Source organism: Gemella sp. 27098_8_149 (assembly GCF_041433745.1).
Taxonomy (GTDB): Bacteria; Bacillota; Bacilli; order Staphylococcales; family Gemellaceae; genus Gemella.
This window is the reverse complement of sequence record NZ_JAPWCB010000001.1, coordinates 177907-191224: the sequence shown is the minus strand read 5'-3', so window position 1 is coordinate 191224 and position 13318 is coordinate 177907. Positions and strand designations below refer to the sequence as shown.

Genomic DNA, 13318 nt, shown 5'->3' with positions numbered 1-13318 from the left:
GCTAATTATTTATGAAAAAAGAATATAAATTAGGTAAAAGAAAATTAGAAATAGAAATTCGCAGAAGTACAAAAAAAGAATTTTTACAAAGTATCTTGGGAACTTGTATTATAGGAGTATCTATTTATTATTTTTTCTTTAATAAATAGTAAAAGTATATAATAATGGAGGAAACTAAAATGACTGAATCAAAAACGTCTGAAGCACAAAAGAAAGCAAGTAAAGCTTATTATGAGAAAAATAAAGAACGTGCTTTAATGAATAATAGAAGAACTGCTGCTAGAACATTTGTTAGACGCTATGCAACAAAAGAGGATATGGAGAATTTAATAGAAATTTTTAATAATGAGAATCCTAATGCAAAATTGTAGTTAATGTTTTAGTAAATCGTAAAATTATTGATTGTTTACTTTACAATAAAATATATAATCTATGCGTGATTTATTTCACGCTTTTTTTATTACTAAAAAAAGACACCTATGAAATCTCATAAGTGTCTTGCAGAGCAGAAATTAATCTCTCTGAGAAAGTTACCAGTAGAGCATATATTTTTATATCTCTAAGATAATATTAAGTATAATATATTGTTTAAAGCTTGTCAATATAAGGTTTGTGAGCTTTATTTATTTTTTTCAAAAAAACTATTGTCAAAAAAGGTCAAACATGCTATAATTTATTTAAGGTCAAAGAAGGTCAAAAAGATAAAACTTAAAATACTCCATAAAGCCTTTTAGTTTATTGAGTATTTAAGTGTATCTTTTGAAGATTGTATCTCGTGTTTTTATTATTAGAGATACTAGTCAAAGAATTATTATACCTCTTGATCTAATAATTTAATCAAAGGAGATTTACAATGGATATTAATAGTTTTACTAATAGTGTGAAAGAAATCTTAGCGAAATCTTCCGAATTTGCAACTGAGAAAAAAAGTCAAAGTATTACGAGTGAGATGTTCTTAAAAGCAGCTCTTACTGGTAGTAATTTATATAGTGATATTTTAGGAAGAGTAAATGTTGATAAGGTGAATTTAACTCATGAGTTAGATAATGAGATTGCGAAGGTAAATAGTGTAGAAGGTGATAATATCAATTACGCTAGTTACTTAAGTAATGATTTGAATGCTTTATTAATAGAAGCTAATAAATATAAAGAGAAATATGAAGATAAATTTATTTCGTGTGAACATATTGTTCTTGCGAGTTATTTGAAAAATAGTATAGTAAAAAAATATATCGATAAGGTGACTACGTTAAAAGATTTGGTAGCGGTTATCGATAATATCAGAGGAGGTAAAAAAGTTATGAACGAAAATCCAGAAAACAACTACGAAGTTCTTGAGAAATATGGTCGTGATCTTGTAGAAGCTGCACGTAGTGGTAAAATTGATCCTGTAATAGGACGTGATGAAGAAATAAGAAATGTAATTAGAATTTTATCAAGAAAAACAAAAAATAATCCAGTGTTGATAGGGGAACCTGGGGTAGGTAAAACTGCGATTGTTGAAGCACTGGCTCAACGTATTGTGCGTGGTGACGTACCTGAAAGTCTTAAAGACAAAACTGTATTCGAACTTGATCTTACTAGTTTAGTCGCAGGAGCTAAATATCGTGGTGAGTTCGAAGAACGACTAAAAGCTGTATTAAAAGAAGTTAAAGAACAAGAAGGAAAAATCATTCTATTCATCGATGAAATTCACATGCTTGTTGGTGCTGGTAAAACTGATGGAGCAATGGATGCTGGTAATATCTTAAAACCAATGCTTGCTCGTGGTGAACTACACTGTATCGGTGCTACAACTCTTAATGAATATCGTCAATATATCGAAAAAGATTCTGCATTAGAACGTCGTTTCCAAAAAGTTCTTGTTAAAGAGCCTACTGTAGAAGATACAATTTCAATTCTACGTGGTCTTAAAGAAAGATTCGAAGTTTACCACGGTGTGAAAATTTCTGACCGTGCGATTGTAGAAGCTGCTGAATTATCTAACAGATATATTACTGATAGATTTTTACCGGACAAAGCTATCGATCTAATCGACCAAGCTTGTGCAACTATTAAAACTGAAAACTCTTCTAACCCAGCTGAATTAGATACAATTAATCGTAAAGTTATGCAACTTGAAATAGAAGAAAAAGCCTTAAGTGGTGAAAATGATGATGTGTCTAAAAGACGTTTAGAAAACTTAAAAGAAGAGTTAGCTAATCTAAAAGAAGAACAAAATAAACTTCAATTACAAGTTGATAGTGAAAAAGAAAAATTATCAGCTGTTAAAAATCTTCGTGAAAAAATCGATAGAGTTAAAGTTGAGTTAGAACAAGCTCAAAATAGCTATGATTTAGAAAAAGCTTCTGAGTTACAATATTCTACTTTACCGAAATTAACTCAAGAGTTAGAAGAATTAGAAGAAAAATCTAAACATGAAGAATATAAACTTCTAAAACAAGAAGTTACTGAAGATGAGATTGGATTTATCGTAAGTCAAATGACTGGTATTCCTGTAACTCGTCTAGTAGAAACTGAGAAAGAAAAATTATTACACCTAGCTGACACTATTCACGAAAAAGTAATAGGTCAAGATGAAGCTGTAGAGAGTGTAACTAATGCAATCTTACGTTCTCGTGCGGGTATTGCTGACCCTAACAGACCGATCGGTAGCTTCCTATTCTTAGGTCCTACTGGGGTAGGTAAAACTGAGCTTGCTAAAGCATTAGCTCTTAACTTATTCGATGATGAACGTAACATCGTGCGTATCGATATGAGTGAATACATGGAAAAACACTCAGTTAGCCGTTTAATCGGTGCCCCTCCAGGATACATCGGTTATGAAGAAGGTGGACAACTTACTGAAAGTGTAAGACGTAATCCTTACAGTATTATCTTAATGGACGAAATTGAAAAAGCTCACCCAGATGTGTTCAATATCTTACTTCAACTTCTTGATGAAGGTACACTTACTGACTCTAAAGGTGTAGTAGTAGATTTCAAAAATACAATTATTATCATGACTTCTAACATCGGTTCATTAGAACTATTAGAAGAAGTAAAAGACGGTGTGATTTCTGAAGAAACTCGTAAAAATGTTACTAACCAACTTTATGGATACTTCAAACCAGAAATTCTTAACCGTATGGATGATATAATTATCTTCAAACCATTAACACAAGATAATATTAAAGGTATCGCTAATAAACTTCTTAACGAACTTGTTGCGCGTATCGCTAATAGAAATATTACTTTAACTTATACTGATAATATTTCTAGTTGGGTAGCGACTGCTGGATTCGATATGAAATTCGGTGCTCGTCCACTTAAACGCTTCATCCAAAGTCAAATCGAAAACAAACTTTCAGTTGAATTAATCCGTCATGGTATCGAAGATGGAATGGAAATCCACTTAGACTATGTTGATGATGAATTGAAAATTGATATTAAATAATATATTGATTTAGCCCCATAAAGTGGATGACTCAATAAATTCGATTTATCTGTAATCAGGATTGTTGAATCGTTCACAAATAACTATAGACCTCAGGAGAAATCCTGGGGTCTCTTTTGTATTAAGTTTTAAGTGATTATTATTGATTACTATTGTTTTTAGGTGTATAATTGTAATACAAAAGTAACACATTAAGAGGGTGAGAAGAATGACTACTTTAACATTAAGACTAAATAAAGAGGAAGAACAAATTTTTAATTCTATTTCAGGCTTATACGGAGGTAAACTATCTACTACTATTAAGCAACTTGCACTTGAGAAGATTGAGGATGAGTATGATCTTCAACTTATAAAAGATTTCGAAAGTCGTGAGGAGAAAGGCGAGGTAACTCTAATAGAGTTTGATGATTTAAAGAAAGAGTTTGATCTATAATGTATAAAATTGTTTTTGATGAAGCGATAAAAAAAGATTTAAAGAAATTAGATAAACAAACTTTGAAGATTTTATTTAATTGGATTGAAAAAAATTTGAGTAATACTGATGATCCACGCAATAATGGAAAAGCTCTAGTAGGCAATAAAAAAGGTTACTGGAGATACAGAATAGGGGATTATCGGTTAATAACAAGAATAGAAGATGATAGACTTATTATAATCGCTATTAATTTTAAACATCGAAGAGAAGTTTATAATTAAGTGTGATTTTGTAAAAAAATGGATAAGTTGTAGGAGGAATTTTAATGAAAATAGCGGTTATGGCTGGAACACCGATTGATTCGAAATTAGGTGCGGAGCTACTAAATTCATATGGTTATGATGATGTAGTATTAGTACCGATTTCTAATAATCCAGTAGAACAAACTACGTTTCAAGCTTTAGAAGACGAAGAACGTGAAAATATTATTGTAAAAATTATTGGTGAACTAAAAGAGAAAGGTTGTGATGCAATTTTTGTATACTGTAACTCACTTAGTTCTGTTGTCGATTTTGATAGATTGGCAGAAAAAATGAATATTTCTATTATTACTCCTATGCAAATGTATAGAAATCTAGGGCTTGAGTATAAGTATCTGGCTGTAATGGCTGCGAACTCTCATGGTCTTACTGGTGTTGAGAACAATCTTTATGTCTCGAATCCGCGTCTACGTGTATTAGGATTATCGATGTTGGAGCTTGTTAAGGCGATTGAAGAGGGCAATAAACCTGAACAGATAGTGGAAGATTTCAACTTCAAAAAATTGTTTAATTATTTTGAATTAACGAATGTAGAAGCAGTTGTTCTTGGATGTACTCATTTTCCTTATATCAAAAAAGAACTTGAGAAAATTACTAACCTTCCTATTATAGATGTAGGTGTCTTTATGATAGAGAGTTTAAAGAGAAAGGATATATAGAATGCCAATAGGAATAATAATTAATACGATTGCTATATTCTTAGGCGGTATAGCAGGGGCGTTGTTAGGAGATAAATTACCTGAAAAGTATAAAGAACAGCTGAATATGATATTTGGTCTTTGTTCGATGGGAATGGGAATAGCGTCTATTGGTCTTATGAAATATATGCCTGCGGTAATATTCGGGATTATTATAGGGACATTAGTAGGTTTGTTTTTTAATCTTGGAGACTTAGTCTATAGAGCCTGTCAAAAAATGCAAAAACTTATGGTGAAAGTCGTTCCTAAACCTAATACTTCTATGTCGGAAACGGAGTTTTTAGCTACATTAATAACGGTGATAGTGCTGTTTTGTTCTAGTGGAATGGGGATATATGGAAGTCTTAGTGAAGGAATCACAGGAGATCCAAGTCTACTGATTACGAAGTCTATTCTAGATTTCTTTACGGCTGCTATTTTTGCTTGTAATCTTGGGTATATTGTTTCACTGATAGCAGTACCACAGTTTGTTATTTTTACGTTTTTATTTTTATCAGCAGGATTGATAGTTCCATTAACGACACCTGAAATGATTAATGACTTTAAAGCTTGTGGTGGTTTCTTAATGGTTGCTGCAGGATTTAGAATATTGAAACTTAAGATGTTTCCAGTAGTAGATATGGTGCCTGCTATGATATTAGTTATGCCATTTAGTTGGCTTTGGGTCAATGTAATTTTACATTTATTATAGAATATTATGAAAAAAATAAAGCTAGTTAGAAATATTTCTGACTAGCTTTTTGTGTATATATTATTTTAAATTGAGGGTTCCTCAATCTCTGAGTTTTTATTTTCCTTCTAAGTAACTTTCGTTTCTTTCTTTTGCTTGTTCGAAGATTGAGTTGTATTCTTCTACCATTGCTTCTGTGTATTCACCTTTTTCTAGGTCACAGTCTAAACCATAAAGTACTTTTTCCACTCTTTCAAAAACATCTTCAAGTGTGAATTTTTTATTTAGTAGATTTTCTAGTGTTTCCATACATTCTGGATCAATTTTTGGATACTTATATCTTACTTCTTGATCATCAATTCCAATCTCATAGAAATCCTTCATGATGTTTGCACGTTTTTGTTGATCACCGAAGATACTTATGTAGATTGAAACTACTACCGCTTCTTTAATTTTTCTTTGAGCAATTCCAGCAAATTTTTTTCCATCAATACTAAGGTCATAATCCCCTGGACAATATGAATTTGCTATTTCTACCGCTTCGATTTTATCGGCACCTTCTGGGAAAATTGCTTTTATAAATGATGTCATAAGTTCATAACCTTCATTAATAGAAAAGTTATCTTTTGGTTTATTCATAACGATTGATAAGTTTAGAATTCCTTTATCTGAAATTATCCCAAGCCCACCGATATTTCTTACTGCTGGAATTATATTATTTCTATAAAATGCAAATAACGCTTGTTCAAAGTATGGTACGCGTGTATCTGGTGCACCGATTATTGCAGAGTTTGGTAATGTATATAAATGTAATATACAATCATCACTATTAGATACTGTGCGTAAGAACATCTCATCAGTAGCAATAGGGATTAAGGGATTCACAATATTTAAAGTTTTATAAACATTGAATTTTCTATTTCGAATAAGATCTAGCATAGCTACTCCTTTAACATGTCGATAATATTTTATATCTTAAAAATTAATACTTTATAATTATAAGTTATGCGACTAATTTATGCAAGGCTTTAATGAATTACATATTATAAAAAAAGTGACTCGAACATCACGATTTTAGAAAAAAAAATTTGTCGAGTCACATCTGTGTATATTATATTATAAGTTAAGTTTGTAATCCTCTGGTTTAATAATAGGTACAATCTTTGTGAATAATTTCACAAAGAAGAAACCAGAAACTACAGGAATTACTACGAAGACGATAGCTGCTTTTAATATTTCTAAAGTGCTTCCGTCAGTAGTTGCAAGGTGAGCTAATGGTCCAACTAGACCACTGAATCCAAAGCCGGCACTCATTGGTGTTCCTTGGATATTTAATATGGCAGCGAAAACTCCAGAGACAGCTGCGCTACAAAGAACTGGTAACATAATTTTCGGTTTGGCGAAAATATTTGCCATAGAAATCTTCGGTGAACCGATAAAGTGTGCGAAGCAAACTCCTTTAGAGTTAACAGCCCAACCTGCAATTGCAAGTGTAAATCCACATGCACAAATTCCAAGGTTTGCAGCACCTGAGGCAATACCTTCTATATTAATTGCTAGAGCAACTCCAACTGATGTAATAGGTGATACTACAAGGCATGCAAAAATAATCGCGATTAGAATAGTAAGGATAATTGGTTGCAATGTAAGTAAATGTTTAATTCCATCTCCAAGTAATTTTGTTGCACCTGAGAAAAATGGAAGTGTGAATCTACCGATACCTCCGATAATTACCAATGTAAGTGGTGGTAGTATAATTACTGCATAGTTTTTAGCTTTATCTCCTATTAGAAGTATAAAAGCTGTAGCAAGTGCAGCTGTAAAAATCATCGTTACGATATCTCCAGAACCTTTTAGCATAAGTCCTGTCTTATCTGGTGTTGGTATTATTGATCCACCAGCAAATAATGTAGCTAATCCAATTGAAACACTCTGTACGGGTGTGAATTTAAAGAATAATCCGATTATTATTCCTGAAGCCAATCCTATCATGGCATTGGAAATAGTTATTGATAATGATAAAAACGCAAGTGATGGATATAGCTTTCCTATATATTTAAGCAATTCACCAAGTAAGGCACCTGGTACTAAACATAGAACAGTTCCTAATGCGATACCATTAAGGATGTTCATAGTGAAATTTTTAATAGTAATTTTTTCTTTCATAAACTTCATCTCCTTTATGTATTCATACCCTAAAAAGGTTACTAATCATTATAACGTAAAATATATATTTTGTACATTAAAATTTACTAGTTTTGAAATAATAAATTAGGAAAAAATTAAAAAAACTGACTTAAAATAAAGCCAGTTTATTATTAATATTATAGAGCCGTAAATGCAGCTGTAAATCCAAAAATTATGCCTGGTGAGTTGGCTATAACTATTGGCCAATCACGTTTTTCTCCTAGTAGACCATAAAGTACCCAAAGAGTACAGTTTATTCCTGCAACGAAAGGTTGAATAAAGTCTCCTTTATGACCGTGTATATTTCCTGAAATTTGTGGTATATATGATATATACATTAGCATAGCTGTGAATGTTGCTACCCAACTAAGTATTTTGAAAAATTTTGTATTCATAATTATCCTTCTCCTTTCAAGTATTGAAATATACTAACATATATTAAAGGATTTTTCAAGTGACTTATTAAATATTATAATTGGAAAGGATTAAAATTAAATATAATCATGAAGTGATATATATTTATAAAGAAAATGGTTGGTTTAGTTTGATTTGTATAGTTCGGTATATTATAGTATAATGTAATTTAAAATAACTAAGGAGTTTTACAAGATGAAAGCTTTAAGAAAACTACTATCGCTATTAATAGTATTAGCTCTTTTTGGTGGTGGTATAACATATGCCTTAACACCAGATAATAACATTAAAAATTCAGAAAAACTAGCAAATGTTCAAGCAACGACTAAATTAAAAGATTTGAATGGAGACTTCCTTTCTAATATTAGTTATGCTAATTCAAAAGTGTCTACGTCACTAAAAATTGATAATGATACATTTTTATCAATCTTTAAAAACGCAGTTGAAAAGGATTCAGAATTATTAAACGGAAGTTATAAATTAGTTGGAAATCATATTGAAGCGAAGTTACCAGTTAAACTAGGACTTTGGGATACTATAATCAATACTAATGTTAAAGTAGTAGGTGCTAATAATTCTGTGGACTTAATACTAGAAGATGCTAAAATCGGTAAAGTTCCAATTCCTGATTTTGCTTTGGAAAAATATTTAAAAGAAGCACTAACAGGGACTGGAGTTGGAGTAAGTGGAAATACAATTAAAATCAAATCGCTTGATGTTCCAGTTATGATTGATAATGTGGAAGTGTCTGGTGGAAATGTTAATGTGACTGCATCTCTGACACAAAAACAAATCTTACAATATGGCTCTGAAGCAATTAAGAATTATTTTAGAGGATAAAAAATAAATAAAAGAAGTAACTTAAAATAAAGATTTATTGTTAATTAATTTTAGGTTACTTTTTATTATTCTTTTAAAATTGCATAGAAAAATAGTACATAGTATTTATCACTTTTTAGTTTAGAAATCGTAAAAATAAAGTTCGTGATGGCTTGTTTTTATTATTTATTTTTCGAATTAAAATATAAATTTTTTATAAATAATGGTATAATGTTATAGTAGGAGGAAAAGGAGGGGTATAAAATTCTAATTTTATTAATTTCAGGTTCAATAGTTTCTTTATTTTTATATAAATCTGTTCTTAAAAACGATCTAAAAAGAAATAGAAAATATATTCCAAAGAATGGAATAAACTTAAATATCGTTTTTGGATTTTTACTATCAATAATTGAATCATGTACAGGGGCAATTGTTTTTATTTTTTTACTAACATTATATAATTGCCTATTTAAGGATGTTAACAAAATTTTCATTATTTTTTTTATTATTTCAATTTTAGATGGAATCATAGTGTATATATTGAATAGCCTGTTTTTAAAGAGGTTTAGTGTAGGTGATAATATCATTTCTATTTGTGAAAATTTTATTCAATTTTACTTAATTTATTTAACGATACTTCAGGCGCTGGGACAATTTATTACGAGTAATAATTTAAACATCAGGTATGAAAATTTTGAAATTACTGAAGAAAATATGAATTTACTTATGCTTGTTTTTTTAATAAGCTTTATTTCTGTTTTAATAGGTTTATTTTTATATAAATTAGAAAACAATAAAATTAAGTAACAAGCACTTACAATAACTCTGAATTAGAGATGATTTTTGAAAAATTAATCTCTAGTCTATGAGATAAAGAATAACTTAAAGCTTTAGAAATAATGCAATAGTACGATGATAAGATTATAATCTCTTGTAATAATTATATTAATATAAGTCCATGCAGACACCATATCATAACCAGAAGTAACATTGACTTTTTTTAAATCCAGGATTATAATAATATAGATAACGAAGAGATATTGAATATCCTCCCCCCATTTTTTGGAGGATTGATCAATGTCTTTTTTTATTTTTTAGTAATGATATCTTTAAACTTATTGTTTTTTTAAAAAAATATGATATAATAGTATCAAATAAGGGTAGTAATCGCATTCCCATTGGAGAGCGAGTGCTATTCTTTTTTTATTGAATATTGTTTAAAAAATTTTAAGTTATCTACTTTTATAAAACTTTTTAAAAAGATTAAAATGAAAGTTGATTAGAACTATAAAAGAGTATATAAGCTTAAAAAAAGTGATAAAGTAAATTATTAGGGAAATGTTTTCAGAAAATTTTATGTTAAATTCACATAAAATGCTTGAAAGTTTATTCTTAATGTAATATAATAAATCTATCGTAAATAAAGACAAGACGACTATGTGGAGTTTTAGAGAGAAACTGGTTGGTGGAAAGTTTTATAGAAGCATAGGAGTTATCACTTTATTGTGTAATAATTTTAATAGAACAAACAAGTGCTCTTGGTAGGAGTTAAAAGAGGTGGTACCGTGGATACATTTCGCCCTCTATAACTTTTACTAAGAGTTTTTTATTTTGAAAGGAGAAAAAATGGTAGAATTAAAAGATACATTATTAATGCCAAATACGAAGTTTCCAATGCGTGGAAATCTTCCAAACAAAGAACCTGAATTCCTAAAACGTTGGGAAGAAATGGATTTATACAACAAAATTTTAGAAAAAAATGCTGGGAAACCTTCATACGTACTTCACGATGGACCTCCATATGCGAATGGTAACATCCACACTGGACACGCATTAAACAAAATCTTAAAAGACTTTATCGTTAAATATAAAAATATGAATGGTTTTGTTTCACCATACGTTCCAGGTTGGGATACTCACGGTCTTCCAATCGAGCAAGTATTAGTAAATAATGGTGTTGATAGAAAATCTATGCCAGCTAGCAAATTCAGAAATAAATGTAAAGATTATGCTTTAAAACAAGTTGATAAACAACGTGCTGACTTCAAAAAACTTGGAGTACTAGGTGATTGGGATAACCCATATTTAACTTTAGATCCAAAATTTGAAGCGGAACAAATCCGTGTATTTGGTAAAATGGTAGACAAAGGATATATCTACAAAGGATTAAAACCTATCTACTGGTCACCATCATCAGAATCTGCATTAGCTGAAGCTGAAATCGAGTATCACGACCACACTTCACCATCTATCTATGTTGCATTTGATCTAGTTAGTGAAAATGGTGCTGTTGAAAAAGGAACTAAGTTTGTTATCTGGACAACTACTCCTTGGACGTTACCTGCGAACTTAGGTATCGCTGTTCACCCAGATTTCGAATACCAAGTTGTTAAATATAACGGAGAAAGCTACTTAGTAGCTAAAGAAAGGGTAGCATTCTTAGCTGAAAAATTCGGTTGGGAAAACTATGAAACAGGTGAAGTATTAGTAGGTAAAGATTTAGAGTACTTACTATGTCAACACCCATTCTTAGATAGAACTTCTACAGTAATCTTAGCTGATTATGTAACACTTGATTCAGGGACTGGTTTAGTACACACGGCTCCTGGACACGGGGTTGATGACTATCTTGTTGGTCAATTACAATATAAACTTGGAGTATTATCACCAGTTGATAACCAAGGTGTTCTTACAGAAGAAGCTGGACAATTCGCTGGTAAATTCGTATTCGACGCGAACAAAGACATTATCGCTCACTTAGCTGAAACTGGAGCGTTATTAAAACAAGAAGATATTACTCACTCATACCCACATGACTGGAGAAGTAAAAAACCAATTATCTTCAGAGCTACACCACAATGGTTCTGTTCTGTTGATGCATTCCGTAGTGAATTACTTGAAGCTGTAGATAACACTAAATTCTACAGTGAGTGGGGTAAACCAAGATTATATAACATGATTCGTGACCGTGGTGACTGGGTAATCAGTCGTCAACGTGTTTGGGGTGTGCCAATCCCTGTATTCTACGCTGAAAACGGAGAAGCTATCCTTGATATCGAATTAATCGAACATGTAGCGAAAATCTTTGAAGAAGAGGGATCAAATGTTTGGTTCTACAAAGACGCTAAGGAATTATTACCAGAAGGTTATACTCACCCAGGAAGTCCAAACGGTGAATTCACTAAAGAAATGGACATCATGGACGTTTGGTTTGACTCTGGAACATCTCACCAAGGATGCTGTGCAATCCGCGAAGATTTAACATACCCAGCTGATTTATATCTAGAAGGAAGTGACCAATACCGTGGATGGTTCAACTCTTCACTTATCACTTCTGTAGCGGTATCTGGAGTAGCTCCATATAAAGAGTTAGTATCTGCTGGATTCGTTATGGACGGTAATGGTAATAAGATGAGTAAATCATTAGGTAACACTATTTCTCCTAATGATGTAGGTAAGGAATTAGGTGCTGAGATTATCCGTCTATGGACTGCAAGTGTAGATTACACTCAAGACGTTCGTATCTCTAAAGATATCTTAAAACAAGTTTCTGAAACATACAGAAAAATTAGAAATACTTTCCGTTTCTTACTAGGAAACTTATATAACGGAAGCTTCAACAACAAAACTGATTTAGTTGCGTACGAAAACCTTGAAGAACTAGACAAATACATGGTTCTTAAATTCGAAAAAGTTGTAGCAAAAGTATTAGACTACTACGAAAACTACCAATTCAACAGTATTACTACTGAACTAATTAACTTCTTTAACGTTGAATTATCTTCATTCTACCTTGACTACGGTAAAGATATCCTTTACATCGAAGGTGAAGATTCTCACAAACGTCAAAGTATGTTAACAGTTCTTTACACAGTATTAAGTAAGTCTGTTAGATTACTTGCTCCAATTCTTTCATTCACAGCTGAAGAAGTATATGACAATATGCCATACGAAGATGCTGAGTCTGTACACTTAACTGACTTCCCAGCTAAAAACGTAATTGAAGACGCTGCTTTAGAAGCTAAATGGGATAAACTTCTAGAAGTTCGTGATGATGTGAATAAAGCATTAGAAGAAAGCCGTAATGAAAAAGTTATCGGTAAATCTCTAGAAGCTGCTGTTGAAGTATACAGCAATGATGCAGAGGTAGTTGAGTTATTAAACTCTGTTGCTAACTTAAACCAATTCTTCATCGTAAGTAAAGTAGAGGTTAAAGAAAACGATGGTGTAGCATATGATCTTGCTACTGTTAAAGTAACAAAAGCTGAAGGACACCGTTGTGAACGTTGTTGGAACATCGTTGATGAAGTAAACGAAGAAGGTTTATGCCCACGTTGTGCTAGCATCTTAAACAAGTAA

At 31.3% G+C, this 13318-nt stretch carries 12 protein-coding genes; 8 read left to right on the top strand and 4 right to left on the bottom strand.

Going from position 1 to position 13318, the window contains the following annotated elements; genetic code table 11:
* The first annotated feature begins 179 nt into the window (after window positions 1-179).
* The 6 genes from O3801_RS00905 (at window position 180) to O3801_RS00880 (ending at window position 5560) form a co-directional block, all read left to right on the top strand.
* Window positions 180-371 (top strand): hypothetical protein, encoded by a 192-nt coding sequence (locus O3801_RS00905; RefSeq protein WP_304095242.1) that lies wholly within the window; start codon window positions 180-182, stop codon window positions 369-371.
* Between the two features lie 482 nt (window positions 372-853).
* Window positions 854-3436, top strand: coding sequence for an ATP-dependent chaperone ClpB (gene clpB / locus O3801_RS00900; RefSeq protein ID WP_371453604.1), 2583 nt, complete (start codon window positions 854-856; stop codon window positions 3434-3436).
* A gap of 208 nt (window positions 3437-3644) precedes the next feature.
* Window positions 3645-3869: a type II toxin-antitoxin system RelB family antitoxin gene (relB, locus tag O3801_RS00895; RefSeq protein WP_003144945.1), complete on the top strand. Its 225-nt coding sequence runs from the start codon at window positions 3645-3647 to the stop codon at window positions 3867-3869.
* Window positions 3869-4132, top strand: coding sequence for a type II toxin-antitoxin system RelE family toxin (locus tag O3801_RS00890; RefSeq protein ID WP_371453602.1), 264 nt, complete (start codon window positions 3869-3871; stop codon window positions 4130-4132). Before relB ends, O3801_RS00890 begins: the two co-directional genes overlap by 1 nt.
* 44 nt (window positions 4133-4176) lie before the next feature.
* A complete protein-coding gene (locus O3801_RS00885; protein ID WP_371453600.1) occupies window positions 4177-4830 on the top strand; it encodes a glutamate racemase in 654 nt (217 codons plus the stop codon).
* A gap of 1 nt (window position 4831) precedes the next feature.
* Window positions 4832-5560 (top strand): DUF554 domain-containing protein, encoded by a 729-nt coding sequence (locus O3801_RS00880; RefSeq protein WP_371453598.1) that lies wholly within the window; start codon window positions 4832-4834, stop codon window positions 5558-5560.
* A gap of 96 nt (window positions 5561-5656) precedes the next feature.
* Here the strand turns inward: O3801_RS00880 and O3801_RS00875 are convergent, their stop codons facing one another.
* The 3 genes from O3801_RS00875 to O3801_RS00865 all read right to left on the bottom strand — a co-directional run bounded on the left by O3801_RS00875 (window position 5657) and on the right by O3801_RS00865 (window position 8121).
* Window positions 5657-6478: a lipoate--protein ligase family protein gene (locus O3801_RS00875; protein WP_371453596.1), complete on the bottom strand. Its 822-nt coding sequence runs from the start codon at window positions 6476-6478 to the stop codon at window positions 5657-5659.
* 177 nt (window positions 6479-6655) lie between these two features.
* The gene (locus tag O3801_RS00870) at window positions 6656-7705 is read right to left on the bottom strand and encodes a PTS sugar transporter subunit IIC (RefSeq protein WP_371453594.1); all 1050 of its coding nucleotides are present in this window, start codon (window positions 7703-7705) and stop codon (window positions 6656-6658) included.
* A 158-nt stretch (window positions 7706-7863) separates the two neighbouring features.
* Window positions 7864-8121, bottom strand: a complete 258-nt coding sequence (locus O3801_RS00865) for a SemiSWEET family transporter (protein ID WP_060914275.1) — start codon at window positions 8119-8121, stop codon at window positions 7864-7866.
* 214 nt (window positions 8122-8335) lie between these two features.
* On the opposite strand from O3801_RS00865, the gene O3801_RS00860 reads away from it, so the two are divergent.
* Window positions 8336-8980 (top strand): hypothetical protein, encoded by a 645-nt coding sequence (locus O3801_RS00860; protein WP_371453592.1) that lies wholly within the window; start codon window positions 8336-8338, stop codon window positions 8978-8980.
* A gap of 161 nt (window positions 8981-9141) precedes the next feature.
* On the opposite strand, the gene O3801_RS00855 is transcribed toward O3801_RS00860, so the two are convergent.
* Window positions 9142-9489 (bottom strand): hypothetical protein, encoded by a 348-nt coding sequence (locus O3801_RS00855; RefSeq protein WP_371453590.1) that lies wholly within the window; start codon window positions 9487-9489, stop codon window positions 9142-9144.
* Between the two features lie 1096 nt (window positions 9490-10585).
* Here O3801_RS00855 and ileS point away from each other — a divergent pair.
* On the top strand, window positions 10586-13318 hold the full coding sequence (ileS, locus tag O3801_RS00850) for an isoleucine--tRNA ligase (RefSeq protein WP_371453588.1): 2733 nt from the start codon (window positions 10586-10588) through the stop codon (window positions 13316-13318).